Origin of the sequence: Streptomyces sp. NBC_01351 (assembly GCF_036237315.1) — a bacterium.
Classification (GTDB): domain Bacteria; phylum Actinomycetota; class Actinomycetes; order Streptomycetales; family Streptomycetaceae; genus Streptomyces.
This window is the reverse complement of record NZ_CP108356.1, coordinates 7,446,418-7,472,359: the sequence shown is the minus strand read 5'-3', so window position 1 is coordinate 7,472,359 and position 25,942 is coordinate 7,446,418. Positions and strand designations below refer to the sequence as shown.

Annotated in this window: 24 protein-coding genes and 1 pseudogene; 12 read left to right on the top strand and 13 right to left on the bottom strand. The window is 72.8% G+C overall.

Features of this window, described 5'->3' with window-relative positions:
- The first annotated feature begins 53 nt into the window (after positions 1 to 53).
- Together OG625_RS34415 and OG625_RS34410 are read left to right on the top strand one after the other, a co-directional pair.
- On the top strand, positions 54 to 1,052 hold the full coding sequence (locus tag OG625_RS34415) for a hypothetical protein (RefSeq protein ID WP_329388801.1): 999 nt from the start codon (positions 54 to 56) through the stop codon (positions 1,050 to 1,052).
- A 10-nt stretch (positions 1,053 to 1,062) separates the two neighbouring features.
- Complete coding sequence (locus OG625_RS34410; RefSeq protein ID WP_329391312.1) at positions 1,063 to 1,752, top strand: hypothetical protein; 690 nt, start codon at positions 1,063 to 1,065, stop codon at positions 1,750 to 1,752.
- A 145-nt stretch (positions 1,753 to 1,897) separates the two neighbouring features.
- Here the strand turns inward: OG625_RS34410 and OG625_RS34405 are convergent.
- The 4 genes and pseudogenes from OG625_RS34405 to OG625_RS34390 all read right to left on the bottom strand — a co-directional run.
- A pseudogene (locus OG625_RS34405) lies at positions 1,898 to 2,104 on the bottom strand (LLM class flavin-dependent oxidoreductase); the annotation flags it as partial.
- A gap of 109 nt (positions 2,105 to 2,213) precedes the next feature.
- The gene (locus OG625_RS34400) at positions 2,214 to 2,753 is read right to left on the bottom strand and encodes a hypothetical protein (RefSeq protein WP_329388799.1); all 540 of its coding nucleotides are present in this window, start codon (positions 2,751 to 2,753) and stop codon (positions 2,214 to 2,216) included.
- A gap of 21 nt (positions 2,754 to 2,774) precedes the next feature.
- On the bottom strand, positions 2,775 to 3,611 hold the full coding sequence (locus tag OG625_RS34395) for a class II fructose-bisphosphate aldolase (protein WP_329388797.1): 837 nt from the start codon (positions 3,609 to 3,611) through the stop codon (positions 2,775 to 2,777).
- A complete protein-coding gene (locus OG625_RS34390) occupies positions 3,608 to 4,510 on the bottom strand; it encodes an SIS domain-containing protein (RefSeq protein ID WP_329388795.1) in 903 nt (300 codons plus the stop codon). The genes OG625_RS34395 and OG625_RS34390 overlap by 4 nt, the downstream gene beginning before the upstream one ends.
- A 187-nt stretch (positions 4,511 to 4,697) precedes the next feature.
- Between OG625_RS34390 and OG625_RS34385 the strand changes: the two genes are divergently transcribed.
- Positions 4,698 to 5,477: a DeoR/GlpR family DNA-binding transcription regulator gene (locus OG625_RS34385; protein ID WP_329388794.1), complete on the top strand. Its 780-nt coding sequence runs from the start codon at positions 4,698 to 4,700 to the stop codon at positions 5,475 to 5,477.
- 294 nt (positions 5,478 to 5,771) lie between these two features.
- Here OG625_RS34385 and OG625_RS34380 read toward each other — a convergent pair whose 3' ends face one another.
- The 3 genes from OG625_RS34380 to tdh all read right to left on the bottom strand — a co-directional run bounded on the left by OG625_RS34380 (position 5,772) and on the right by tdh (position 9,133).
- On the bottom strand, positions 5,772 to 6,707 hold the full coding sequence (locus OG625_RS34380) for a LysR family transcriptional regulator (protein WP_329388791.1): 936 nt from the start codon (positions 6,705 to 6,707) through the stop codon (positions 5,772 to 5,774).
- A gap of 39 nt (positions 6,708 to 6,746) precedes the next feature.
- Positions 6,747 to 7,955 (bottom strand): glycine C-acetyltransferase, encoded by a 1,209-nt coding sequence (locus tag OG625_RS34375; protein ID WP_329388789.1) that lies wholly within the window; start codon positions 7,953 to 7,955, stop codon positions 6,747 to 6,749.
- 149 nt (positions 7,956 to 8,104) lie between these two features.
- Positions 8,105 to 9,133: an L-threonine 3-dehydrogenase gene (gene tdh / locus OG625_RS34370; RefSeq protein WP_329388787.1), complete on the bottom strand. Its 1,029-nt coding sequence runs from the start codon at positions 9,131 to 9,133 to the stop codon at positions 8,105 to 8,107.
- A 213-nt stretch (positions 9,134 to 9,346) separates the two neighbouring features.
- Between tdh and OG625_RS34365 the strand changes: the two genes are divergently transcribed.
- Positions 9,347 to 10,255 carry an alpha/beta hydrolase gene (locus tag OG625_RS34365; protein ID WP_329388786.1) on the top strand — a complete coding sequence of 303 codons (909 nt, stop codon included), beginning with the start codon at positions 9,347 to 9,349 and terminating at the stop codon, positions 10,253 to 10,255.
- Between the two features lie 3 nt (positions 10,256 to 10,258).
- On the opposite strand, the gene OG625_RS34360 is transcribed toward OG625_RS34365, so the two are convergent.
- Positions 10,259 to 10,999, bottom strand: coding sequence for a class I SAM-dependent methyltransferase (locus tag OG625_RS34360; RefSeq protein ID WP_329388784.1), 741 nt, complete (start codon positions 10,997 to 10,999; stop codon positions 10,259 to 10,261).
- Positions 11,000 to 11,210: 211 nt separating this feature from the next.
- On the opposite strand from OG625_RS34360, the gene OG625_RS34355 reads away from it, so the two are divergent.
- Both OG625_RS34355 and OG625_RS34350 read left to right on the top strand, forming a co-directional pair.
- Positions 11,211 to 13,343: a SpoIIE family protein phosphatase gene (locus tag OG625_RS34355; protein WP_329388782.1), complete on the top strand. Its 2,133-nt coding sequence runs from the start codon at positions 11,211 to 11,213 to the stop codon at positions 13,341 to 13,343.
- Between the two features lie 488 nt (positions 13,344 to 13,831).
- Complete coding sequence (locus tag OG625_RS34350) at positions 13,832 to 15,238, top strand: APC family permease (protein WP_329388780.1); 1,407 nt, start codon at positions 13,832 to 13,834, stop codon at positions 15,236 to 15,238.
- A gap of 11 nt (positions 15,239 to 15,249) precedes the next feature.
- On the opposite strand, the gene OG625_RS34345 is transcribed toward OG625_RS34350, so the two are convergent.
- Positions 15,250 to 17,106, bottom strand: coding sequence for a glycoside hydrolase family 15 protein (locus OG625_RS34345; protein ID WP_329388779.1), 1,857 nt, complete (start codon positions 17,104 to 17,106; stop codon positions 15,250 to 15,252).
- A 65-nt stretch (positions 17,107 to 17,171) separates the two neighbouring features.
- Positions 17,172 to 17,735 (bottom strand): DoxX family protein, encoded by a 564-nt coding sequence (locus OG625_RS34340; protein ID WP_329388777.1) that lies wholly within the window; start codon positions 17,733 to 17,735, stop codon positions 17,172 to 17,174.
- 98 nt (positions 17,736 to 17,833) lie between these two features.
- Here OG625_RS34340 and OG625_RS34335 point away from each other — a divergent pair, with 98 nt between their 5' ends.
- Both OG625_RS34335 and OG625_RS34330 read left to right on the top strand, forming a co-directional pair.
- Positions 17,834 to 18,298, top strand: a complete 465-nt coding sequence (locus OG625_RS34335) for a MarR family winged helix-turn-helix transcriptional regulator (protein WP_329388775.1) — start codon at positions 17,834 to 17,836, stop codon at positions 18,296 to 18,298.
- Between the two features lie 44 nt (positions 18,299 to 18,342).
- Entirely contained in the window at positions 18,343 to 18,636 is a 294-nt protein-coding gene (locus tag OG625_RS34330) for a YkvA family protein (RefSeq protein WP_329388773.1), read from the top strand.
- Positions 18,637 to 18,741: 105 nt separating this feature from the next.
- Here the strand turns inward: OG625_RS34330 and OG625_RS34325 are convergent, their stop codons facing one another.
- Positions 18,742 to 19,377, bottom strand: coding sequence for an alpha-ketoglutarate-dependent dioxygenase AlkB (locus OG625_RS34325; RefSeq protein WP_329388771.1), 636 nt, complete (start codon positions 19,375 to 19,377; stop codon positions 18,742 to 18,744).
- 191 nt (positions 19,378 to 19,568) lie between these two features.
- Between OG625_RS34325 and OG625_RS34320 the strand changes: the two genes are divergently transcribed.
- Entirely contained in the window at positions 19,569 to 21,248 is a 1,680-nt protein-coding gene (locus OG625_RS34320; protein ID WP_443067829.1) for a carbohydrate binding domain-containing protein, read from the top strand.
- Between the two features lie 83 nt (positions 21,249 to 21,331).
- Here OG625_RS34320 and OG625_RS34315 read toward each other — a convergent pair whose 3' ends face one another.
- Both OG625_RS34315 and OG625_RS34310 read right to left on the bottom strand, forming a co-directional pair.
- Entirely contained in the window at positions 21,332 to 22,177 is an 846-nt protein-coding gene (locus OG625_RS34315) for an ABC transporter permease subunit (protein WP_329388769.1), read from the bottom strand.
- Positions 22,174 to 23,085 (bottom strand): ABC transporter ATP-binding protein, encoded by a 912-nt coding sequence (locus tag OG625_RS34310; RefSeq protein WP_329388767.1) that lies wholly within the window; start codon positions 23,083 to 23,085, stop codon positions 22,174 to 22,176. The genes OG625_RS34315 and OG625_RS34310 overlap by 4 nt, the downstream gene beginning before the upstream one ends.
- 131 nt (positions 23,086 to 23,216) lie before the next feature.
- Here OG625_RS34310 and OG625_RS34305 point away from each other — a divergent pair, with 131 nt between their 5' ends.
- The 3 genes from OG625_RS34305 (at position 23,217) to OG625_RS34295 (ending at position 25,850) form a co-directional block, all read left to right on the top strand.
- Positions 23,217 to 24,404, top strand: a complete 1,188-nt coding sequence (locus tag OG625_RS34305) for a sensor histidine kinase (protein ID WP_329388765.1) — start codon at positions 23,217 to 23,219, stop codon at positions 24,402 to 24,404.
- Positions 24,401 to 25,063, top strand: a complete 663-nt coding sequence (locus OG625_RS34300; RefSeq protein WP_329388764.1) for a response regulator transcription factor — start codon at positions 24,401 to 24,403, stop codon at positions 25,061 to 25,063. Before OG625_RS34305 ends, OG625_RS34300 begins: the two co-directional genes overlap by 4 nt.
- Before the next feature lie 157 nt (positions 25,064 to 25,220).
- Complete coding sequence (locus tag OG625_RS34295; protein WP_329388762.1) at positions 25,221 to 25,850, top strand: hypothetical protein; 630 nt, start codon at positions 25,221 to 25,223, stop codon at positions 25,848 to 25,850.
- Positions 25,851 to 25,942 lie beyond the last annotated feature (92 nt).

Genomic DNA, 25,942 nt, shown 5'->3' with positions numbered 1-25,942 from the left:
GTCCGCTGTGGCTAGTGGAGAGGAGGCGGCTGATCGCACGCGGTGCGCGGAAGATGGGGCGACGCGAACTGCGTTCGCTGGTCGCTCCGTTCACGGTCGCAGCCCCTGCCGGTGTGCGCATCCGTGGTCGGCTGCGTCTGAGTTCGGCGGACGAACACCTCCTGACGGTCCTCGGTGAGCATCTCGGTCATCACGCCCGTGTGGATCTGGCGGAGCGTGTCCGGATCGGCCGGGTGTCGGTCAAGGACAATCGGCGGGCCGAGCGTAAGCGGGCGCTGACGAAGGTGTCGTCGTCGCGGTGGGCGGGTGCGATCACTCGGGCCAGTGAGGACCAGTACCAGCTGAGCCTACGCTGCCTGTTCGATGATCGGGCCTCCTTGCGCCGGGCCATCACGAAGATCCGCAAGCGTGTGGCGGTGCCGTGCGGGCAACGCGTGGGCGGTGTCCGCGGATACCCGGACCGGGCCGAGCGCGCACAGAAGCAGTACCGGTTGCAGGTACTCACGGCCCGTCTGGCCGAGGCGGAGGCGCGTATCCAGGCCGGGCATCCGGCGATCGTTGTAGGCGGCCGCCGACTGGCCAAGACCCGGCACAACCTCGCTGACGCAGGGATCACCGAAGCCGAGTGGCGGGACCGGTGGGAAGCGGCCCGCATGTTCCTGACCGCCGACGGCGAGTCCGGCGCACCGCACGGCAACTACACGATCACCGTGGACCCAGGCGACGGCACCGTCACGATCGTCCTGCCCGCGCCATTGCGGCACCTGGCCAACGCACCGCGCGGTCGCTACCGGCTCGCCTGCACGGTCACGTTCAACCACCGCGGGGAGGAGTGGCTCGACCGGGTCACCGCCAACCAAGCCGTCCGCTACGACATCACCCACGACCCCGAACGCGGCCGTTGGTACCTCGACGCCTCCTGGTCCAGCCCGAAGAGGGTGCTGCCCACCCCGGTCGAGCTGGCCGCGACCGGCGCCCGGCTGCTGGCCGTGGACCTCAACGCCGGCCACCTCGCGGCCTGCGTCGTGGACCCACACGGCAACCGTCGGTGAACCGTTCACGGTGCCCACCAACCTGACCGGACCCGCATCCCAACGCGACGGGCGGCTGCGGGCCGCGATCACCGAAATGATCGGCCTCGCAAAGGTGAACGGCTGCACTGGTCTCGCGATCGAGAACCTCGGCTTCGACGACGCCCGCGCCACCGGCCGGGAAACCATGGGACGCGGCAAACGCGGGAAGGCGTTCCGCCGCACCGTCGCGGCACTACCCACCGCGCGGTTCCGGGAACGCCTGCGAGGCATGGCCCACCACGCCGGGCTCGTCGTCGTCGCGGTCGACCCCGCCTATACCTCCCGCTGGGGCGGCCAGCACTGGCAGACTCCCCTCCAACAGCAATCGAAGACCACGCTCGTCACCGGCCACCATGCGGCCTCGGTGGCGATCGGCAGGCGCGCCCTCGGACACGGGCTACGGCGTCGGCCAGGTGTGACCGCACACGACCAGAGGATCGTGGTGCGGAGAGCTACCGGCCAGACCGTCCCCCGACCCAGGGCACGCGGGACCACAAGCCCGCCAAGGACCACAGGCACATCCCACCAGGGTGGCAAGACCTGCCGGGACCGAAGCGACCAGCTTGCGCCGTTCCCCGTCTCCAAGACCGTTCGGGAGACACCCGGAGCCAGACGCCCAGCGTCCCGCCCGGTTCACGGCGAATCGGCCAACACCGGCCAACTCGCACAGCAACGGTAGGTGAGGCACATCCGGGATGGTCACGTCCATGCAGATGCCGACCACTGGACATGCCGGGGACACCGACGCAGTTGACGACCAGCATGGGTCGCGCACCGGCCCCGGCAAGCTCGACGCAGCGGGCCACCGGACCGGTCCGCTCGGCCGCCGCCGCGAGGAACAGCTCGGGCGAGGCGATGATCTCGTACCCTGCGGAGTGGTGCTCCCCCGCCCACACCTCCTCGTACCCGAGCCGGTCGAGTGCGCCGACGAGGTCGAGGTCGCGGCGCAGCTGGAGCGCGGGGTCGCGGTCGGGCCGGTGGTAGGGGGCGAGGAACACCCCGAAGCGGGTGGGGAGATGGGGCTGCGGCATCGGCGGTGGGCCCTTCCGTCGTACGGCTCGGCACGTCTGCCGTACGACGAAACACGGTCCGCGGCGTACCTTCAACGGCCCGGTGGGCGTACTCCCGCTGAGTGGGAACTCAGGTGGTGAAGTAGAGCACGTCGAAGTAGACGAGATCGCGCCTGACGTCGATGAGGTACTCGCCCGACTGGTACCCGCCCGAGGTCTCGCTGTTCGCCTGTGCGTCGAACTCCGGGCTGCGCTGCCAGGCCTGGTCGGCGGGCAGGTACGGCGCCAGCGGCGTGGGCGGCTCCGACGGCACGGCGGCCGCGAAGGTGCGGCCGGGTGTGCCCACGACCGAGGCCGCCCCGCCGGGAGCTAGGTGGGCGACACCGACCAGGCGGATCCTGGAGTCCGGGCTCGGGATGCTCCGGTCACCGTACTTGGCCTCGTCGACGTCGTAGCCCAGCCAGTGCGCGTCGGTCAGCTCGCCCAGGTACGCCCCGAACCCCTTGTTCAGCGGCTCCAGGTCGGTACGGACCCGGCGCCAGTCCGGCTCCCGGCCCGGGTCTGACTCCGGCCACAGGAGGTACGTCATGCCGCCGCCCACGGCCAGCAGCGGGAGGCCGGCCGTCAGCAGGAAGCTCCGCCTGTTCGTGCGTCCCCGCTGCGCGTCCACGATGCCCCCCCCCGGTACCGGTCAGTTCAGGGCGCTGATCATAGCCGCGGCCGTCGCCGTCATCGCCGTACGGGCGGCCGTCAGGTAGGGCCGGGGGTCCGCCGGGGTCAGGTGGGTGCGGATGGCCTCGGTCATCGCCACGTTCAGCGCGGTGCCGATGTTGACCTTGCGGATGCCGCCCGCGACGGCGGCCGCGAGTTCGGTGTCCGGCAGCCCCGAGGAGCCGTGCAGGACGAGCGGTACGTCCACGCCCTTCGCCAGCCGGGCGAGCAGCACGTGGTCCAGGGCCGCGGTCCGGGTGGTCATGGCGTGGCTGCTGCCGATGGCGACGGCGAGCGCGTCGACCCCGGAGTCGGCCACGAACCGCCGGGCCTCGTCGGGGTCCGTACGGGCGCCGGGCGCGTGCGGGTCCAGCGGGGCGGCGCCGTTCTTGCCGCCGACCTCGCCCAACTCGGCTTCGATCCACAGCCCGTTGGCGTGCGCCCAGTCGGCGGCGGAGCGGGTCGCCTCCAGGTTCTCGGCGTACGGGAGCTGCGCGGCGTCGTACATCACCGAGCTGTAGCCCGCGTCGCAGGCCTGGCGGAGCAGTTCGGAGCTCTTGACGTGGTCCAGGTGCAGGCCGACGGGGACTCCGGCGGCCTCCGCGCAGGCGGCGGCGGCCCGGGAGATGGGGAGCAGCTGCCCGCCGCGGAACTTCACGGCGTTCTCGCTCAGTTGGAGGATGACCGGCAGCCCGGCCGCCTCGGCCCCGGCGACGACGGCCTCGGCGTGCTCCAGCGTGATGATGTTGAAGGCGGCGACGGCGCGGCCCGCGCGGGCCGCGTCCAGGACAAGGGAACCGGCGGGGACGAGGCTCATCGGACCGCCTCCTCGCCGGCGGCGAGGATCACCGAGCGGGTGAGGTGGCGCGGCGCGTCCGGGTCGAGGTGCTGGTGCGCGGCGACGGCGAGGGCGAGGCGGTGTACGCGGACCAGTTCGGCGAGCGGGTCGAGCCGCCCGGCCACCCACTGGGAGCCGGTGGCGCGGACCTGTTCGGCGAGCCCGTCGGGGGCCGCGTCGAGCGACCAGGTGACCGTGCCCGGCCCGGAGATGCTGATCGGCCCGTGCCGGTACTCCATCGCCGGGTAGGACTCGGCCCAGGACAGGGAGGCCTCGCGCATCTTCAGCGCGGCCTCGTGGGCGAGTCCGACGCTCCAGCCCCGGCCGAGGAAGGTGAACTGCCCCCGGCTCTCCAGCTCGGCGGGGAGCGGCTCGGCGAGGGCGGTGCGGGCGTCGGCGACCACGGTGGCGGTGTGCAGGCCGAGGTGGGCGCGCAGGAGGGTGAGGGCGGTGGTCGCGAAGCGGGTCTGTACGACGGACTGCTCGTCGGCGAAGTCGAGGACGACGGCCTCGTCGGCGAGCGTCGTCACGGGGGTGGCCGGGTCACCGATGACGGCGGTCGTGGGCACGCCCGCCTCCCGCAGGCCGGCGAGGAGGTCCAGTACCTCGGTGGTGGTGCCGGACCGGGTGAGGGCGATCACCCGGTCGTAGCGGCGGTGGCGCGGGAACTCCGAGGCGGGGAAGGCGTCGGTCTCCCCCTGCCCGGCCTCCTCGCGCAACACGGCCGCCGCCTGGGCCATGTAGTACGAGGTCCCGCACCCGACGATCGCGATACGGTCGGCGGGCCGGGGCAGCACGGCCCGCCGCGCCGGGGCCAGTTCGGCGGCCCGTTCCCAGCATTCGGGCTGAGTGCTCAATTCGTACGCTACGTGACTCATGGGGCTCCCTGGCGCTGGGTGGGTGCGTGCTCCTGGACGTTCCTGCTTGTTCCTGCAAGGTATCGGGGGTTTTCACGCAACTTCAAGCATCGTGGGGAATGATCGCCTGAGTTAGGGTCGGCGTGTAGGCCAATGGAGGCCAACGGAGAACATGTCGGAGAACGGCGGAATACCCAAGGGGGCGGCGATGACCCGCAAGGAGCGCTGGCAGACGCTGCTGGACCTGCTCGTGGAGCGGGGGGAGCTGGAAGTGGAGCCGGCGGCGGAGGCGCTGGGCGTGTCCGCCGCGACCATCCGCCGTGACCTCGACCAGCTCGCCGAGCAGCAGCTGCTGGTCCGCACGCGCGGCGGGGCGGTGCTGCACGGGGTCTCGTACGAACTCCCCCTGCGCTACCGCACGTCGCGGCGCGCGGCCGAGAAGCAGCGGATCAGCGAGGCGGTGGCGGCCCTGATCACCCCGGGCGAGGTGATCGGCCTGACCGGCGGCACCACGACCACCGAGGTGGCCCGCGCCCTGGCGGGACGCCCGGACCTGGCTACGGGCTCGCCGGCGCTGACCGTGGTCACCAACGCCCTCAACATCGCGGGCGAGCTGGTGATCCGCCCGCAGTTCAAGATCGTGCTGACGGGGGGTGTCGCCCGCCCCCAGTCGTACGAGCTCACGGGCCCCCTCGCCGAACAGGTGCTGGGCCAACTCGCCGTGGACACCGCCGTGGTCGGCGTGGACGGCTTCGACCCGGCGGACGGCGCGGCGACCCGCCACGAGGACGAGGCGTCCATCAACCGCCTGCTGTGCGAACGGGCCCGCCGGGTCGTGATCGCGGCCGACTCCAGCAAGCTCGGGGTGCGGGCGTTCGCGCGCATCTGCGCGACCTCGTCGGTGGACGTCCTGGTCACGGACACGGGCCTGTCGGCGGAGGTCGCGGAGGAGTTCGCGGGGGCGGGGGTCGAGGTGGTGCGGGTGTAGGGGCAGGCGGGGTGGTCAGGGATGTGCGGCTCTGCTCCGGCAGGGGGCGGGCGCGAGCCCGGGCCCTCCACCTCGGTCTCCGGGGCCGGGCAGGCGGCCGGCCATCGTCAAACAGCGAGCACACGCACCTCGGCCCCCGACAGGCGCCATGAATCGCTACGTGCTCCTCGACGACGGCGTCTGCGACCCGTCTTGGGCTGGACATAGGCCGCCACGGATCTCTACGCGGCTGACCTCGTCCGGCGTCGATCCACCCAGCTGGGACCCCGCCCCAACCCCGAGGCCCCCGCCCCCTCAGTGCTCCGGCAGCCGCTCCGACTCCCTCACCAGGGCCGCCAGGACCGGGGCGATCAGCGGGTGGGACTCCGCCCCGCGGCGGGTCGCCGCGAAGACGCGGCGGGTGGCGGCCGGGCCCGAGGTGGGGCCGCCTGACGGGGCCACCGGGCGGACCTGGACCTCCTTGAGGTCCATGCCGCGAAGTGCGGAGCGCGGGACCAGGGCGACCCCCGCCCCCGCGCCCACCAGCGCGGTCACCGCGCGGAAGTCGTCGGAGGAGTGCACGAACCGGGGTTGGAAGCCCGCCAGTTCGCAGGCCAGCAGCGTCACGTCGTGGCACGGATTGCCCGGGTACTGGCCCACCCAGTCCGAGTCGGACAGGTCCGCCAGCGACACCGCCGGGAGGTCGGCCAGCGGATGCCCCGAGGGGAGCACCGCGTCGAAGGGTTCCGCGTACAGCGGGAGCACCGACAGCCGCCCGTCGTCCGCGCCCGGCGCGCCGCGGTACTCGACCGCCAGGGCCACGTCGGCCTCGCCGTCCAGCAGCAGCGGCAGGCTCTGGTCGCCCTCCGCGTCGCGCACCCGGAGCCGGATTCCCGGGTGCTCCAGCGCGAGGCGGGCGATGGCCGGGGCCAGCACCTCCGCGATACCCGTCGCGAAGGCGGCCACCGTGACCTCGCCCGCCGAGCCGCCCGCGTAGGCGGCGAGTTCGGCTTCGGCCCGCTCCAGCTGCGCCAGTACCTCGTGGGCGTGCCCGAGCAGGATCTCGCCGGCCGCCGTGAGCCGGACGCCCCGGCCGCTGCGGGTGAGCAGCGCGTGGCCCGTCTCCTGTTCCAGCGCCGCGAGCTGCTGGGAGACCGCGGAGGGGGTGAGGTAGAGGGCTGCGGCCGCGGCGGTCACCGTACGGTGGTCCGCCACGGCCCGCAGGATGCGCAGCCGGCGGGGGTCGATCACCCCACCATTGTCTCAGGACACGGGGGGTTCCCCGGTCCCTCAGGCCTCCTCGGCCTCCAGGGCCGCGCGGGCGTCCGCGAAGGCCGCCACCGCGCGCTCCACGTCCGCCGTCGAGTGGGCCGCCGAGAGCTGCACGCGGATCCGGGCCGCGCCCATCGGGACCACCGGGTACGAGAAGCCGATCACGTACACGCCGCGCTCCAGCAGCAGCTCCGCCATCCGGGCCGCCTTCGCAGCGTCGCCGATCATGACGGGGGCGATGGCGTGGTCGCCGGGCAGGATCTCGAAGCCGGCCTCGGTCATCTTCGTGCGGAAGAGGGAGGTGTTGGCCGCGAGGTGCTCGCGCAGGTCGCCGGCCGACTCCAGGAGGTCGAGGACCTTCAGCGAGGCCGCCGCGATGACCGGGGCGAGGGAGTTGGAGAAGAGGTACGGGCGCGAGCGCTGGCGCAGCAGCTCCACGATCTCGGCGCGGGCGGCGACGTAGCCGCCGGAGGCGCCGCCGAGGGCCTTGCCGAGGGTGCCGGTGATGATGTCGACGCGGTCCATGACCCCGTGCAGCTCGGGGGTGCCGCGGCCGCCGGGGCCGACGAAGCCGACGGCGTGCGAGTCGTCGACCATGACCATGGCGTCGTAGCGCTCCGCCAGGTCGCAGATCTCCGCGAGCGGGGCGACGTATCCGTCCATGGAGAAGACGCCGTCGGTGACGATGAGCTTGCGGCGGGCGCCGCCCTCGGTGGCCTCCTTCAGGCGGGCTTCGAGCTCGGCCATGTCGCGGTTGGCGTAGCGGAAGCGGCGGGCCTTGGAGAGGCGGATGCCGTCGATGATCGAGGCGTGGTTGAGGGCGTCGGAGATGACCGCGTCCTCGGCGCCGAGGAGGGTCTCGAAGACGCCGCCGTTGGCGTCGAAGCAGGAGGAGTAGAGGATCGTGTCCTCCTGGCCGAGGAAGGCCGACAGGCGCGCTTCCAGCTCCTTGTGGACCTCCTGGGTGCCGCAGATGAAGCGGACGGAGGCCATGCCGTAGCCCCAGCGGTCCAGTGCGTCCTTGGCGGCGGCGACGACCTCGGGGTGGTCGGCCAGGCCGAGGTAGTTGTTGGCGCAGAAGTTGAGCACCTCTCCGGCCGCGCCGCCCGAGGTGACGGCGACCGCGGCGTTCTGCGGGGTGCCGATGACGCGCTCGGGCTTGTGCAGGCCGGCGGCGCGGATCTCGTCGAGGGTGGTGCGGAGGTCTTCGCGGACGGTCTCGAACATTCTGCGGTTCTCCTTGTGCGGCGGAGGCGGTGAGGGGGGTGTCCTGCCGAGGGGGGCTGGCAAGACACCCCCAGGGGGCCGGGGCCCGCGGAGGGGGGAGGGTAGCGGGACCCGGCCGGAGGGAGGTGGTTCGGTGGGGTGGAGGGCTGCTACGCCGTCCAGTCCAGGATGATCTTGCCGCTGCGGGCGGTGGACGCCTCGTCGAAGGCGGCCTCGAAGTCGCGGTGCGAGTAGCGGCCGGTGATGACCGGGCTGAGGTCGAGTCCGCCCTCCAGCAGCACCGTCATCGCGTACCAGGTCTCGAACATCTCGCGGCCGTAGATGCCCTTGATGGTGATCATCGAGGTGACGACCTTCGCCCAGTCCACCGCGAACTCCTGCGCGGGCAGGCCCAGCATGGCGATCCGGCCGCCGTGCGTCATGTTGTCGATCATGTCGCGCATCGCCTCGGCGCGGCCGGACATCTCCAGGCCGATGTCGAAGCCCTCGCGCAGGCCCAGCTGCGCCTGCGCGTCGGCGATGGAGCGCTCGGCGACGTTCACCGCGAGCGTGGCGCCCGCCTTGCGGGCGATCTCCAGCCGCTCGGGGCTGACGTCGGTGATGACCACGTTGCGCGCGCCGGCGTGCCGGGCCACGGCCGCCGCCATGATCCCGATCGGGCCGGCGCCGGTGATCAGCACGTCCTCGCCGACCAGCGGGAAGGACAGCGCCGTGTGCACGGCGTTGCCGAAGGGATCGAAGATCGCGGCCACGTCCAGGTCCACGGCGGTGCGGTGCACCCAGACGTTCTGCGCGGGCAGGACCACGTACTCGGCGAAGGCGCCGTCCCGGCCGACCCCGAGCCCGATGGTGCTGCGGCACAGGTGACGGCGGCCGGCCAGGCAATTGCGGCACTTGCCACAGACCAGGTGGCCCTCGCCGCTGACGAGCGCGCCGATCTCGATGTCGCGGACGTCCGCGCCGAGCGCAGCGACCTCGCCGACGAACTCGTGACCGAGCACGAGCGGGGTCTTGACTGCGCCCTGCGCCCAGCCGTCCCAGGCGCGGATGTGCAGGTCGGTTCCACAGATGCCGGTGCGCAGCACCTTGATCAGCACGTCGCCGGGGCCGTACTCGGGCTCGGGAACGTCCATGAGCCACAGCCCGGGCTCGGCCTTGTGCTTGACGAGTGCCTTCATGGGGGTGGCTCCAGGCATGCGGAAGGGGGCGCCACGGGCGTGCGGGCCCGGACGGCGTCGGTGACGGCACCAATCTGCCGATCGGCACGGTGATCAGTCCATCGAGACTTTCTTAAGCGGGTCGACAGCGCAGCTTCACGCCTATGCTCCTCAGGTGACGGGGCAGGGTCCCGGGCCGGACGTACGGCGCGGGGAAAAGGGGAGGTGAGGGGCGTGCCGAGTCTGCGCAGCAGGGCGCTGTCGGTGGCGCTGATCGCGTCGGGCAGGCGAAGACGGTTCGCGAGCGCCGAGGCGGTGCGGAGCCAGGTGGCACAGTCCGCCAGGCGGCCCGCGTCGCATCTGCCGCCGCGCTCGCTGGGCCGGGTCGCCGAGATATCGCGGACCTTCGTCGGAGCCTGGCCGGTGTACGACGTGTCCCCCCGGGGCACCGAGCCGGCGGCGCGCGTGCTGTACGTGCACGGTGGCGGGTTCATCAACGAGCTGGTCCGCCCGCATTGGGCGTTCATCCGGCAGCTGGTCACGCAGGCCCGGGCGCGGGTGGTCGTACCGGCGTACATCCTGGCGCCGCGCGGGACCGCGGACCGGACGGTACCGGCCGCCGCCGACCTGCTCAGCGGTCTGATCGCGAGCGGCGGCGCCGGCGGCACGGTGCTGATCGGGGACTCCGCGGGCGCCGGGCTGGCGCTGGCCGCCGCGCAGCGGCTGCACGAGCGGACCGGGGCGCAGCCCTCCCGGATCGTGCTGATCTCGCCCTGGCTGGACGTGACCATGAGCCACCCCGACCAGGCGCTGATCGAGGCCGGCGACCCGATGCTGGCCCGGCCGGGGCTGCGCGAGGCCGGTCGGCTGTACGCCGGCATGCTCGCCGCCGACGATCCGCGGGTGAGCCCGTTGCACGGGTCCTTCGCGGGGCTGGCGCCGCTGACGGTGTTCACCGGGACCCGGGACGTGCTGACCACGGACAGCAGGGAGCTGCTGACCCGGGCGCTCGCGGCCGGGGTGGACGTGGAGTTCCACGAGGAGGCGGGGCTGCCGCACGGGTACCCGCTGATGCCGTTGCCGGAGGGGCGGGCGGCGCGGGAGCGGATCGTGCGGCTGATCCGGGCCACGGCGGAGCTCTGACCGCTACGCCGTGCAGGTCATCAGGGAGCTGACCGGCCAGGCCCGGTACGCCGTCCAGTACGCCTCGTCCCGTACGGGGTCGGCCGGCGGGGTCCGGGTCGGCTGCCAGCCGACGGTGGCGAAGCCCGCCTCGACGGCCGCCTCGGCAAGGTCGGCGTGGGCCCATTCGCGGTACTCGAAGGGCACCGGCGGCTCGGTGACGAAGTGCGCCTTCAGCAGCGGCGCGTCGCCTTCGGGGAGCCGGTCGAGGATGCGGACCCCGTACGGCGACCAGTCCACGTGCGGGAACGCGCTGGCGTTGGGCACGATGGCGAGGAGCTTGCCGCCGGCGCGCAGATTGGCCCGGACGGACCGGAACATCGCGTGCAGGGAGCTGCGGTCGGGTGCCTGGTTGAACAGGTAGACGGCGGTGGCGAGGTCGAAGGGGCCGAGGTCGGGCAGGCCCGCGGCGTCGGCGACGAGGTACTCGATGTCCGGCCGCCCCGGGCCGCCGGTGCCGTGCTCGCGGGCCAGTCTGATCAGCTCCTCCGAGCTGTCCACGCCGACGGTCCGGCGGGCGCCGCCGCGGGCCAGCAGCCTGGTGTTGTCGCCGTATCCGCAGGCCAGGTCGAGGGTGTCGAGCCCCCGTACCCCGCCGAGCTCGTCGAGGGCGCCGAGGAGGGTGTGGGTGTCGGCGGCCGAGAAGGCGGCCGTGCTCTTGGTCTCGGCGAAGCGCTCGCCGGTGGTGTCGTACTGGTACCGCATGTCTGCCTTGCCTTCCGGTGGCCCGCCGGGGTGTGGGACGCGTGCGTATGGTGCCCTGCGGCGCGGCCGGGGACGGCCGGTATGCCCGCGCGTCCCCCGGACGAGGGATGCGGTCGGCCTATCGCCGCTGGTCCCGTACGGGGCTGGGGCGTGGACGGCGGGATGCCCTCCCGGGGTGCGGCGGCTGCCGCCGAGGGCGCATCCTGGCCGTGTGACGGCGACAGGGGACAGCTCCGGACCGGCCCCCGATGCCACGGCCGAGGCGCTCGCGCGTGCCACGGCGAGTGCCGTGGAGGCCGTCGGCGGGTACGCGGGCGGGGTCTACCTGCGCTCACACACGGAGGAACTGCTGCTGGCCGTGCTCCTGGGCCTGCCGGGGCGGCTGTTCCGACCGTGGTGGCGGCTGCAGGTGAACCGCCCCTACCCGGTGGCGGAGGCGTACCGCTCCGGGCAGGCCGTGCACCTGCCGGACGCGGAGGAGTCCATGCGCCGCTTCCCACAGCAGGTGGCAGGGCTGCCCTTCCCCTTCGGCTCCCTGTACGAGCCCGTCACCGCCGGGTCCAAGCGGTTCGGAGTGCTGATGGTGCTGCGCCCGGCCACCCCCGGGGTCCCGGTCGGGGCTGCCGACCGGGAGGCGATGCGCGAGGCCGCGGCCGCCCTGGCCGGGGAGCTCGCAGCCCTGACGGCGGCCGGAGCGCCGGTGATCTGGGAAGGGGACCCGGTGTACGTGCCGCCGCCCGAGCCGGCCGGGGGTGTCCGGGCCGTCGTGGACCGGCTCGCGCAGGCTGTGCTCTCCGTGGACCGGCAGGGCAGGATCCGCTTCGCGAACGCGGCCGCCGGGACGCTGTTCGGCCTCGGCGAGGACCGACTGCTGGGGCAGGTGCTGTGGAAGGCGGCGCCCTGGCTCGGGCATCGCGCCTACCAGGACCACTTCCGGGCCGTCTTCCTCTCCGACGAGGCGGTCCACTTCCCGGTCCGGCGCGGCCGCCACCGGCCCCGGGAGTGGCTGTCGGTGGACCTGTACCCCGGTTCCGACGGGGTGACCGTGCTGATCGGCGCCGCCGAGCAGCCCGAATACGCTCCGGATTCGGTGGCGCAGCCGGGTACGGGCCTCGGCTCGGTGGCCGACCGGGCCTCGGCCCTGTACCGGCCGGTGGCGCTGGCGATCGCGCTGACGGAGGCCGTCACGGCCCGCCAGGTGTCGGCGGTGGTCACCGACGAGCTGCTGCCGGCCTTCGGCGGCCGCCAGCTGGCGATCTACCTGCTCGACGAACGGCACCTGTACCTCGCCTGGGAGACCGGTTTCCCGCGGGGCTTCCTCGACCGGTTCGACGGAGTCTCGCTCGACACGGAGCTGCCCGGCGTGCAGACGCTGACCTCGGGGCGGCCGCTGTTCTTCGAGTCGATGGAGAAACTGGCCGCCGCCTACCCGGGGATCTCCCTGGACGCGCACGTCGGCGCCCGCGCCTTCCTGCCGCTGATCGCCTCCGGCAGGCCCGTGGGCTCCTGCATCCTCGGCTTCGACGCGCCGCGCGGCTTCAGCCCGGAGGAGCGTACGGTGCTGACCGCGCTGGCCGGGCTGATCGCGCAGGCCCTGGAACGGGCGAAGCGGTACGACAACGAGGCGGCGCGCGCCCGGGGGCTCCAGTCGGCGCTGCTGCCTCACCGGCTGCCGGTGCGCGAGCACGTGGACACGGTGGCCCGCTACCTCCCGGGCACGGTCGGCATGGACGTCGGCGGCGACTGGTACGACGTGATCGAGACCGACGGGGGGTGGCTGGCGCTGATCATCGGGGACGTCCAGGGCCACGGGGTGGCGGCCGCCGCGACGATGGGCCAACTCCGCAGTGCGGTACGGGCCTTCGCCTTGAGCGGCAGCACCCTGCAGGAGGTGATGAGCGGCACCAACCGGCTGCTCATCGACCTGGACCCGGGCCAGTTCGCCAGCTGCTGCTACGTGTTGCTCGACCCGGCGTCGGGCGCCGCGCGGGCCGTGCGGGCCGGGCACCCCCAGCCGCTGCTGCGCCATCCCGACGGCCGGACGGAGGTGCTGGATTTGGCGGGCGGGGTGGTGCTCGGCATCGATCCGAAGGCCTCGTACCCGGTCACGGAGCTGCACCTGCCGGTGGGCTCGGTGCTGGCCCTGTACACGGACGGGCTGGTGGAGAAGCCGGGCACCGACATCGACGTCGGCGTGGAGCGGCTGCGTGCGGCGCTGGCCTCGGCGAGTCCGTCCCCGCTGACCGAGACCGCCGACCGGCTGATCGGTGAGGCGGGCAGCTCCACCGACCGGCCGGACGACATCGCCCTGTTGCTGGCGTCCCGCACCGGCGGGGACGCCTGATCCTGCCTCAGGCGGCCTTGCCGGCGGTGGCGCGCGCGTACGCGTCCCCTGCGAGCAGGGCGTCCGCGACCATCTCGGGGGTGACCGGGAACGGCATGTTGTGCGTGGTCTCGCCCTCGGCGGTGGCCGCGCGGCCGATGGCGAGGGCACTGACCGCAACGGGTCGGATGCCGCATGCCGGACAACCCCGCTGACGGGGTGTCCGGCATGCGGGCGCCGTCCGGTGAACAGGGGGAAATTCTTCGGCGGGTGCGCTGCGGTTATCGCACCCGCCTCTCGTGCAGTCTTAACACGGCCTTTACCCCACAGCCGGTGCCCAGCGGGGCCCGAGACGATGGAATCCGCAGGTGAACAGCTCTTGACCTGCGGATCTCGCGGGGATTGCATGTCGGCCCGGGAGCCACGGAACCACCTGCTCACCACCGCCTCGGAGGCGATACCGCTCCCGCGCTCATTTCCCCGCACCTGCCGATCGGAACACCGCACCGATGACTGACACGATCAGCGCACCACAGGCTTCCTCCCCCATCTCCGGGGCCGCCCCGCAGAAGCTCAAGCGTTCCATCGGCGTCGTGGGCGGCACTCTGCTCACGCTCTCGTGCGTGACGCCCGCCTCGACCCTCTTCGTCGTCGTGCCCGACCTGTTCGCCGGTCTCGGCACCTGGACGGCCCTGACCATCGCGATCGGCTCGCTGCTCTGCATCGGCGTCGCGTTCTGCTACTCGGAGCTCGGGACGCTCATCCCCAGCGCCGGCGGCGAGTACGCGATGGTCTCCACGCTGGCCGGCCGGCTCGCCGGCTGGCTGGTGTTCGTCATGTCCCTGCTGGTCGTCATGATCGTGCCGCCCGTGATCGCCATGGGCACGGCGGACTACCTGGCGCCGGTGGTCGAGATACCGGCGCCGGTCGCCGGCGGCGCCGTGATGCTGCTCGCCACCCTCGCCGGTCTCCTCGACCTGCGGGCCAACGCCTGGATCACCGGTGTGTTCCTGGTGCTCGAAGTGGTCGCCGCGGCGCTCGTCGCCGTACTGGGCTTCGCGCACAGCGAGCGCGGTGTCGGCGCGCTCGTGGACGGCGCGGTCGCGGCCGAGGGCGGCGGCACGTCCGCGGTCACCGCGATGATGGTCGTCTCCGGGCTCGCCATCGCCCTGTTCGTCACCCAGGGGTTCTCGACGGCCGTCTACCTCTCGGAGGAGCTGGAGAACCCGAAGCGCAACGTGGCCCGCACCGTGCTCCTCACCCTCACCATCTCCACCGCCGTCATCCTGGTCCCGGTCATCGCCATCACCATGGGCTCCCCCGACCTGGAGGCGCTGGCCGCCGGTGACCTCGGCTCGATGGTGACCGCCTGGTCCAACTCGGCCGTCGGCACCTTCGTCAGCCTCTGCGTGGCCCTCGCCATCGTCAACGCGGGCATCGTCATGGTCATCCAGAACTCCCGCGTGCTGTTCGCCTCCGCCCGCGACCGGGCCTGGCCGATGCCGGTGAACAACGCGCTGTCCAAGCTGGGCCGTTTCGGCTCCCCGTGGGTGGCCACCCTGATCGTCGGCGTACCGGGTGCGGCGCTCTGCTTCGTCAATCTCGACACCCTGTACGGGGTCACCGGCGTCTCCGTGACCGGCATGTACCTGCTCGTCGCGATCGCCGCCCTGTTCAGCCGGCGCGGGGCGCACGGGCAGGCGGCCGCGTGGCGGATGCCGCTGTGGCCTGCCGTGCCGATCGTGCTGATCCTCGTGTTCGCGTACATCCTGACCCAGCAGGAGACCCAGGACCTGCTGTTGACGGGCGGGATCACCGCCGTCGCCACGCTGTACTGGGCGCTGTACCTGCGCCCGCGCCAGGACACGCGCTGGCTGGTCAGCATCCCGGAGGACGGGCAGGGCCCGGTCGCGTAGCCGGTTCCGCTTCACCTCCGCGGGCCGCGTGCACCTCGTTCAGGGGCACGCGGCCCACGTGCGCGGGGCGTGTCCAGGGTGTCGGCGCCGCCCAGCGTGAGCGCGGTGTTGACCAGTCCGACGTGGCTGAACGCCTGCGGGTAGTTGCCGAGTTGGCGTCCGGCGACGGGGTCGTACTCCTCGGCGAGCAGGCCCACGTCGTTGCGTACCGCCAGCAGCCGCTCGAAGAGGGTACGGGCCTCCTCCTCCCGGCCCGTCATGTGCAGGGCGTCGACCAGCCAGAACGAGCAGGCCAGGAAGGCCCCTTCGTCGCCGGGCAGTCCGTCGACGGCCGGCCCCTCGGTGCTGTAGCGGCGGACCAGCCCGCTGCTGCCGAGCTCCGCGCGCACGGCGTCCACCGTCCCGATGACGCGCGGATCGTCGGGCGGCAGGAAGCCGACCCTGGGGATCAGCAGGGTCGCCGCGTCGAGTTCACGCGAGCCGTAGTGCTGGGTGAAGGTGCCGCGCTCGGCGTCGTAGCCGTTCTCGCACACGTCGCCGTGCACCGCTTCGCGCATGGCCCGGAAGCGCTCCACGTCGCCGTCGAGCGAGGGGTCGTGCTCCAGGGTCTGCACGGCCCGGTCCGCGGCGACCCAGGCCATCACCTTGGAGTGCACGAAGTGGCGGCGCGGGCCGCGCACTTCCCACAGCCCTTCGTCGGGGCGGTGCCAGTTGCGCTCCAGGAAGTCGAGGAGGGCGAGCTGGATGCGCCAGGAGTGGCGCTCGGCGGGCAGCCCGGCGGACCTGGCCAGGTGGAGGGAGTCCATGACCTCCCCGTACACGTCGAGCTGGAGCTGGTCGACGGCGGCGTTGCCGACCCGGACGGGTGCGGAGCGGGCGTAGCCGCGCAGCCACGGCAGCTCTGCCTCCGGGATCCGGCGCTCGCCCGCGAGTCCGTACATGATCTGGAGGTCGGCGGGGTCGCCCGCGACCGCGCGCAGCAGCCACGCGCGCCAGGCGCGGGCCTCGTCGAGGAAGCCGGTCGCGATGAGCGAGCCGAGGGTGAGGGTGGAGTCGCGCAGCCAGCAGTAGCGGTAGTCCCAGTTGCGGACCCCGCCGATCTCCTCCGGCAGGGAGCTGGTGGCCGCGGCGGCGATGCCGCCGGTCGGGGCGTAGGTGAGGGCCTTGAGGGTGATCAGGGAGCGGGTGACCGCTTCCCGGTAGGGGCCTTCGTAGCGGCACTGGGCGGTCCACTCCCGCCAGTCGGCGAGACTCTGGTCCAGGGCGGCGTACGGGTCGAGGGGCTCGGGTCGGGGCTGGTGCGAGGGGTGCCAGGTGAGCACGAAGGCGACGCGCTGCCCGGCGGCGATCGGAAACTGGGAGCGGGTGCTGTTCTCCTCGCCCCAGGTGCGGACCGGGGGTTCGCTGCGGAACCAGACGGAGTCCGGTCCGGCGACGGCGACGCGGTCGCCGTCGCCGTCGCTGCGGCGGACCCAGGGGACGACGTGGCCGTAGTCGAAGCGCAGGCGCAGGGTGCTGCGCATCCTGACCCGGCCGGAGACCCCCTCGACGATGCGGACCACGTCGGGTGCGACCTCGCGCTGCGGCATGAAGTCGATGACCTTGACGGTGCCGGTGTCCGTCTCCCAGTACGACTCCAGGACCAGCGAGCCGTCCACGTAGGCCCTGCGGGTGCACCGTTCGCCGTCGGCGGCGCCGAGGGGGGCGAGGCGCCAGTGGCCGTTCTCCTCCTCGCCGAGGAGTTTCGCGAAGCAGGCGGCGGAGTCGAAGCGCGGCAGGCACAGCCAGTCGATGGACCCGTCGCGGCCGACCAGTGCGCTGGTCATGAGGTCGCCGATGAGTGCGTAATCTTCGATGGGTTGTGTCATTTGTGCGCTCTTCCCCCAAATGCCCGGGATCAATCAGGGCGGACCCCGGACACCCTGCCGGTGCACTAGCCGCGCACGAGGAGCAGCGCGCCCGCGAGGACGACGCCGAGGGCCACGGCGAGGGCTCCGTGGGCGAGCCGGTGGGCGCGCAGGACGGGCAGGAAGCGGTCGACGGCGTACCGGCCGGGGCCGGTGAGGGCGAGGGCCGCGGCGGCCGCGATGAGGAGCAGTTCGTACTCGATGCCCTTCGGGGCGAAGAAGGATCCGGCGCCGTGGACGGCGACGGCGTTGATGAGGGTGCCGACGACGGCCGCGCCGGCGAGCGGGGTGAGCAGCCCGACGGCGAGGCCGAGCCCGCCGAGGGTCTCGGTCAGGCCGGCGAGGACGGCCATGGCGTCGCCGGCGGGGTAGCCGCTGGCGGTGAAGAACTGCCCGGTGCCGCTGATGCCGCCGCCCCCGAACCAGCCGAAGAGCTTCTGGGCTCCGTGGGCGGCCATGGTCAGCCCGAGGACGAGGCGCAGGATCAGCAGGCCGACGTCGTGGCCGGGGGTGGAGAGGGCCGCGGGGAGCGCGGCGGCGCCGGCGGTGGCGGTGGCCTGCGGCTTCGCGGTGGTGGAGGGGCTGGTCATGGGGGGATCCTTCCGGGGGGCAGGTTGTTCAAATTCGAACCGCAGCCACAGACCCTAGCCACTGATTCAAATTCGAACAACCCGTGTAAGGTGGCGCCATGGCTGAAACGAGATGGCTGGACGACCGTGAGATGCGCGCCTGGAGCGGGTTCCTGGCGGCGTCGGCGCTGGTGAACCGCCGCCTCGACCAGCAGCTCAAGGACGACTCCGGGCTCTCGCACCCGCAGTACGAGATCCTCGTACGACTGGCCGCGGCCCCCGACCGTGAGCTGCGGATGACCGACCTCGCCAACGGGCTGATCAACTCCAAGAGCGGGCTGACCTACCAGGTCACCCAGATGGAGAAGGCCGGCCTGGTCCGGCGCCGCAGCTGCCCCTCCGACGTCCGCGGGGTCTTCGCCGTCCTTACCGACGCGGGCGCCGCCAAGCTGGACGAAGCCGCGCCCGGGCACGTGGCCACGGTCCGGGAGATCCTCGTGGACGTCCTGACGCCGGCGCAGCTCGACGCGCTCGCCGACGGGCTGGGCGAGGTCGGCCGGCGATTGCGCGCGCAGGGCGCGTAGCCTCGTGCGGTAGCAGGGGCCGGCATCGGGGTATGAGGGGCGTCATGGACGGAAAGGCCTGGCTCGTACTGGCCGCGGTCTTCGCGGTCGGGCTCGCGGTGGCCGCCGCGGTGCTGCTTGTACGCGTCTTCAAGGCGCGCCGGCTGCTCCTCGACTCGGGGATCCCGCTGCGCGACAAGGCCCTCTTCTGGGTCGCCGTGGTGTACACGATCTCCCCCGTGGACCTGGTCCCGGACCCGGTGTACCTGGACGACATCGGCGTCCTGCTGCTGGCCCTGCGCTCCCTGCAGGCGGCGGCCACCGCGGTCCGCCCGGGGAAGGACCCCGGCGCCGCGTGACGGCGGGCGAACTGCCCCGCGCCTTCAGCTCACGCTGCAGGTCCCGGACGGATCCATGCGCTCCGGCCCGGCCGCCCTCCCCCGGCCCCGGCCCCGCAACCGCGGTCAGCGCACGCCCCGGGTACGGAACTGGACGCTGATCCGGGGCCCGACGGCACGCGCCGACTTGGGTACGGCGTGCTCCATGGTGCGCTGGCAGGAGCCGCCCATGACGACGAGGTCGCCGTGGCCGAGCGGAAGGCGCAGCAGGGTGGCGCCGCCGTCGCGGGGGCGCAGAGTCAGGTCGCGCGGGTCACCCACCGAGAGGATCGCGACCATGGTGTCCTCGGTCGAGGAGCGGCCGGTCCGGTCCCCGTGCCAGGCGACGCTGTCGCGGCCGTCGCGGTAGAGGCACAGCCCTGCGGTGGTGAAGGGCTCACCGAGCTCGGCCGCGTAGTGGCGGGTGAGCGCGGAACGGGCCTCGGTGAGGGCGGGATGCGGGAGGGCCTCGCCGTCCGCGTAGAAGGCGAGCAGTCGGGGCACCTCCACCTCGCGCTCGTACATCTGCCGCCGCTCGGCGTGCCAGGGCACGTCGGCGGCCAGCCGCTCGAAGAGCGCGTCGGCGCCGGTCAGCCAGCCGGGGAGGTGGTCGACCCACGCCCCGGCGCCGAGCTCGGTCCGCCGCACGTCCTCCAGCGGGCCGGGCCGGATCTCGTCGCCCTGGTCGAAGAGGGAAGCCTGAAGGCCTTGGACTGCGTACATGCCTCCACCCTAACCCCAGAACCGAACACGTGCTCGAATATGCGCGCCAGTGACATCGCGTCAATTGGTCCAGACCTATTGACGGTGGCACATCCGGAGGATTAGGTTCCCGGTCACGGGTGGCGACGACGTCAACTACCGCCGCCCTCAATGGTGTTGCCGCCGCCCCCCACCCCACTGGAGGCACTTCCTTGCGTACCCCCACACGCACCCGCACCCGCCTCGCCTGCGCCCTGGGTGCCACCCTGCTCGGCGCGGCCGCGGTGCTGACGGTGCCCGGGTCGGCGTTCGGCGCCGATCTGCTCGCGAACGGCGGCTTCGAGGCGGCCGGCACCCCGGCCGGCTGGTCCTGTTCGGCGGGTCTGGGCTCCGTGGTGGGCTCACCCGTGCACGGCGGCACCAGGGCGCTGGCCGGCGCGGCCACCGCCTCCGACAACGCGAAGTGCACCCAGTCCGTCTCCGTACGCCCCAACACCACGTACACGCTCTCGGCCTGGGTCCGCGGCAGTTACGTGTACCTCGGAGTCACCGGCGGCCCCTCCACCTGGACGAGCTCGGCCGGCGCCTACTCCCGGCTCACCCTCACCTTCACCACGGGCGCCTCCCAGACCACGGCCGAGGTGTACCTCAACGGCTGGTACGGGCAGGGCACTTACCACGCCGACGACGTCACGCTCGACGGCCCCGGCGGCGGCACCGACACCCAGGCGCCCACCGTCCCCACCGGGCTCGCCTCCACCGGCAAGACCTCCACCAGCGCCTCGCTCGCCTGGACCGCATCCACCGACGACGTCGGCGTCACGGCCTACGACGTCTACCAGGGCGGCGCGTTGGTCACCACGGCCACCGGCACCGGCGTGACCGTCACCGGCCTGTCTCCCGCCACGAGTTACACGTTCACCGTCCGGGCCCGCGACCTCGCGGGCAACACCTCGGCCACCTCCGCCGGCGTGCCCGTCACCACCGACAACGGGACGGCACCCACCGGTTTCAAGCAGGCCGCGCCCTACCTCTACCTCGGCTGGGGCAACCCGCCGAGCGCGACCACCGTGATGAACGCGACCGGGACCAAGTGGTTCACGATGGCGTTCATCCTCTCCTCCGGCGGCTGCAACCCGTCCTGGGACGGCCAGCGGCCGCTGACCGGCGGCGTGGACCAGAGCACCATCGCCTCGATCCGTGCCGCGGGCGGCGACATCGTCCCCTCCGTCGGCGGCTGGCAGGGCAACAAGCTCGGCCCCAACTGCGCGACCCCCGAGGCCCTGGCCGGCGCCTACCAGCAGGTCATCGACGCCTACGGGCTCAAGGCCATCGACGTGGACATCGAGAACACCGACGAGTTCGAGAACGCCGTGGTCCAGGACCGCATCCTCGGCGCACTCAAGATCGTCAAGCAGAACAACCCCGGCCTGAAGACCATCCTGACCTTCGGCACCAGCACCACCGGCCCGACCTCGTGGGGCAACCGGCTGATCGACCAGGCGAAGGCGCTGGGAGCGGACATCGACGTCTTCACGATCATGCCGTTCGACTTCGGCAACGCCTCGACCGACATGTACGCGAGCACCGTCAGCGCGACCGAGGGCCTCAAGGCGAAGCTGAAGTCCACCTTCGGCTGGGACGACGCCACCGCCTACGCGCACATCGGCATCTCGGGCATGAACGGCATCAGCGACACCCAGGAGACCACGACCGTCCAGAACTGGACCGACATCCGCGACTGGGCCAACTCCCACCACATCGCCCGCCTCGCCTTCTGGTCCGTGAACCGCGACCGGGGCTGCCCCGGCGGCGGCCTGCAGGAGACCTGCTCCGGCATCGCGCAGAGCGACTGGCAGTTCACCTCGCTCACGGCCGGCTTCACCGGCTGACCCGGCGCCCGCCGGGCGGGGCCGCTGCCGGGACCCCGGCGGCGGCCCCGCCCGTACGTGGTCCAGCCCCGCCCGTACGCGGCCTACACGTCCCGGCGCCGTACGACGGTCACGGCGACGGCCACCGAGACCAGCGCCCAGGCCGCCAGCGCGATCCAGGAGCCCGCGATCGTCCCCGGATGGGCGCCCAGGGTCGTCATGGATTCGGGGTTCAGCCCCAGCCGGGAGCGCGCGGCCATCGGCAGGTGGTTGCCGATCTCCCTCAGGAAGCGGTACCGGTCGCCGCCGAAGAGCATGGGCACGATGAAGAGCAGCCCCACCACGCCGACGATCGAGGCCGTGGCATGGCGCAGTACGGCGCCGAACGCCAGCCCGACGAGCGCGCAGACCGGGACGACCAGCGCGTACGCGGCGACGGCCCGCAGGCAGCCCGGGTCCTGGATCGAGAGCCCGACGGGGCGGGGGGCCAGCAGCGCGTTGGTGGCGAAGAAGGAGGTGACCGAGACGGTCGCACCGAGGAGGAGAGTGATCCCCGCGACGAGCACCACCTTGGCCATGACCACCGCCCGCCGGTCGGGAACGGCGGCGAGCGTGGTGCGGATCATTCCGGTGGTGTACTCGCCGAAGACCGTGATGGCGCCGAACGCGGCCGCGGCCAGCGCCATGAGGGTGGCGGCGATGTCGTTCAGACCGCGGTGGAGCGGGTCGTACGTGAAGGGCGGCATGTCGTGCCCCGGGGGCGGCGGCTGATCGATGTACGGCAGGTCCGCGTAGACGGTGTTCACATTGATCGCGATGGCGACGACGGCGCTGAGGACGAGCACCCAGTACGTCGACCTGAGCGAACGCATCTTGATCCACTCGGCGGCGAGCAGGTCGCCGAACCGGGACCGGTCCACCGGTTCGGGCCTGACCTGAGTGTCCGTCATTGTGCTTCTCCTGCAAGGTAGTCGACGCTGTCGGCGGTGAGGGCCATGAACGCCGATTCCAGGGACGAGGTGCGGGTGGCAAGTTCGTGGAGCACGATGCCGTGCCGGTGGGCGAGCTCGCCGATCCGGGCCGCGCTCAGGCCCGTGACCCGGGCCCGCGCATCGCCTTCCCCGCACACCGAGGCGCCTTCGGCGCGCAGTACGGCATCGAGCGCCGCCAGGTCGGGGGTGTGGACGAGGACGGCCCGCGAGGCGTTGCGGGCGGAGAACTCCCGGAGGCTCTGGTCGGCGATCAGCCGGCCCCGGCCGATGACGACGAGGTGGTCGGCCGTGGCCTCCATCTCGGCCATCATGTGGCTGGAGACGAACACGGTGCGGCCCTCGTCGGCAAGCCTGCGGAACAGGCCGCGCACCCACAGCACGCCCTCGGGATCGAGGCCGTTCAGCGGCTCGTCGAAGAGCAGCACCGGCGGATCCCCCAGCAGCGCTCCCGCGATGCCGAGGCGCTGCTTCATCCCGAGGGAGAATCCGCCGATCCGGCGCCGCGCCGCCTTCGCCAGACCGACCTCCTCCAGGACCGCGTCGACGCGGGACGGCGGGACCCGGTTGCCGCGGGCCAGCGCCGACAGGTGCGCATGCGCGCTGCGGCCGCCGTGGACGTCCTGGGCGTCCAGCAGCGCGCCGACGTGCCGCAGACCGCGCGGACGGGAGGAGAAGGGCACGCCGTTCACCGTGACGGACCCGCCGGTGGGGGCGTTCAGGCCCAGGATCATCCGCAGCGTGGTGGACTTGCCGGCGCCGTTGGGGCCGAGGAAGCCGGTGACCTTGCCGGGTTCCGCCGTGAAGGTCAGCTCGTCGACGGCGACGGTGTCGCCGTACCGCTTGGTCAGCCGAATCGATTCGATCATGGGTCAACGGTGCCGGTGAGGGGCCCGGCGGGCATCGGCCGGCGGTCCACACCCGCGCCGTCCGCCGGTAGCCCAGGGGCTTAATCCCGTGGGCCGATGCCGGGGCGGGGGCGCCTGGCTACGATCGTCGGATGATCGCAACTCGCCGTCCGCCCCTGCTCAAACGCCTGCCGGCGGGTGTGTGGGTGGGGTCCTTCTGGTCGGCCCTCGTCCTGATGCGCAGCTTCCAGCGACCGGACGAACTGCGCCGACTGCTGCGGTACCACGGCAACATCGAGGACGCTCCGCTCCTGGTCACCGCCGTCGTCACGACTCTGGGCGCGTTCCTGCTGCTGCGGGCGCCGCTGGCGGCCCTGGCCGTGGCGCTCGCGGGCGCGGTGTTCTCCCTCGGTATGGAGGTGCGGGAGACCCCGATCGTCCTGTTCCTGCTGGCCGACGCGGTCGTCGGCTACATCGCGGCGACCCGCTCGCGCCGCATCTCGGTCCTGGCCGCCGCACTGCCGGTCGCCGTGCTGGCCGGGGACACGCTGTGGCGGTGGACCCGGGAGTACTCCCCCAGCCCCGAGGCGCCGGTCCTGCTGACCGCGACCACCGCCATCGCCTGGCTGATCGGCAACACCGTCCATCAGAGCCGGGCGCACGCCGACACGGTGCGCGCACAGGCCACGCACCAGGCGGTCACCGCCGAACGGCTGCGGATCGCCCGGGAACTGCACGACATGGTCGCCCACAACATCGGCATCATCGCCATCCAGGCGGGGATGGGCAGCCGGGTCATGGACACGCAGCCCGCCGAGACGCGGCGCGCGCTGGAAGCCATCGAGGCCACCAGCCGGGAGACCCTCGCCGGTCTGCGGCGGATGCTCGGCGCGCTGCGGCGCGGAGACCAGGAGTCCGCGCCGCTGGACCCGGTCCCGGGGCTCGCCGCGCTCGGAAAGCTGGTCTCGAACACGGCGGCGGCCGGGGTGAGCGTGGAGGTCCGGTGGCGGGGGGAGCGCCGCGAACTGCCCTCCGACATCGACCTGGCGGCTTTCCGCATCATCCAGGAGTCGGTCACCAACGTGGTGCGGCATTCCGGCACCCGGGAGTGCGCCGTGACGGTCGAGCACCGGGCGGACGAACTGGCCGTGGACATAGTCGACCTCGGACGCGGCGCCGCCGCCCCGTCCGCGTCCTCGAACCAGGGCGCCGGCTTCGGGATCGCCGGCATGCGGGAGCGGGTGACCCTGCTGCACGGGGAGTTCAGCGCCGGTCCGCGCCCGGACGGCGGGTTCCGCGTGGCGGCGCGGCTGCCGGTCCCCGCGGAGGCGGCCCGATGATCCGGGTCGTACTGGTCGACGACCAGCCGCTGATCCGTACCGGCCTGCGCGTCCTCATCGCCGACACCCCCGGTCTGGAGGTGGTCGGTGAGGCCGGGGACGGCGAGGAGGCGGTGGAGCTGGTCCGGCGGCTGCGGCCGGACGTCGCCATCATGGACATCCGCATGCCCGGTACGGACGGCATCGAGGCCACGCGCCGGATCAACGCGGATCCGGAGTCGAGGACCCTCGTCCTCGTCCTGACCACGTTCGACGACGACGCGTACGTGTACGGGGCGCTGCGCGCCGGTGCGAGCGGCTTCCTCGTGAAGGACATGCCGTTGGAGACCATCCTCGACGGGATCCGGGTCCTCGCCGCCGGGGACGCCCTCATCGCGCCGAGCGTCACCCGCCGACTCATCGGGGAGTTCGCCGCGCGGCCCGAGCCGGCCCCCGGACCACGGCACCCGGGGGCCGGCGGAATCACGGACCGGGAGCGCGAGGTGCTGACCCTGGTGGGCCGCGGGCTGTCCAACACGGAGATCGCCGGGGAACTCTGCATCAGCGTGGCCACCGCCAAGGCGCACGTGGCCCGGCTGTTCACGAAGCTCGACGCCCGCGACCGCGTGCACCTGGTGATCCTCGCTTACGAGTTCGGCCTGGTCACGCCGCCCGGGTGAGTGCGGCGGCCGTCGTGCGGCCACGTGGCGGACGGCGGGTGTGTCCGGCGGCGGACTCCCCGGGCCCCCGGGTCATGCTCGGCTCGTGAACGGGGCCGCGGGTGCCGGGAAGAGCGGCGGGTGCGGCCTTCGACGAAGACCCGAAAGGTTGCAGCCCATGAGATCCACTCGGATCCGCTCGGCCGTGGTGTCCGCGGTCCTGGCAGCGATGCTCGCCGCGGCGGGTGGCGCCACCGCGCAGGCGCAGACGCAGGCGCGGGTGGTTCCGCCGCGGGACCACAACTGTCTGGCTCCCGACGGCACCAACCTCAACACGGCCCTGGGCATCCGGGAGCGCATCATCGGCCCGCCCGCCTGCCGCGAGGCCTTCGCCGGCGAGCGATGGGTGCGTTCGTTTCCGAGCTGGGGCACGGCGACCGGCTCCGCGGGTGCCGTGTACCCGCCCGGCTACACCTCGGAGCAGAACCCGATGGACGACTTCCGCTCGAAGTTCCTGGGCGGCCGGATCGTCAACGACATCGGCACGCGCCGCGAGCGGACCTATTCCTTCGGCCCGGAGACCATCCGCCTGCTCCAAGAACAGGACGGGGTCATCTACGCGATGTTCGCCTCGGACGTGCTGCACCCCCTGAGCGTCGGCCCGCACACGTCGACCGTGTTCCTGCGGCTCAGCGCGGAACACTGCGACGGGCTGGGCACCGTCCGCGAGGACAACTGCCTGCCCGCCGGCGAGAACGCGTACACGGCGGACGTTCCCGTCCGGTTCTTCCCGCGCAGCGCCGGCTGACCGCCGGAGCGGGACGGCTCCTCCGTTTGACGCCCCCGCGCGCGGGTACGCCGTACGAGCCCACAATGGTGGGAGCCGAGTGATGCACGGCG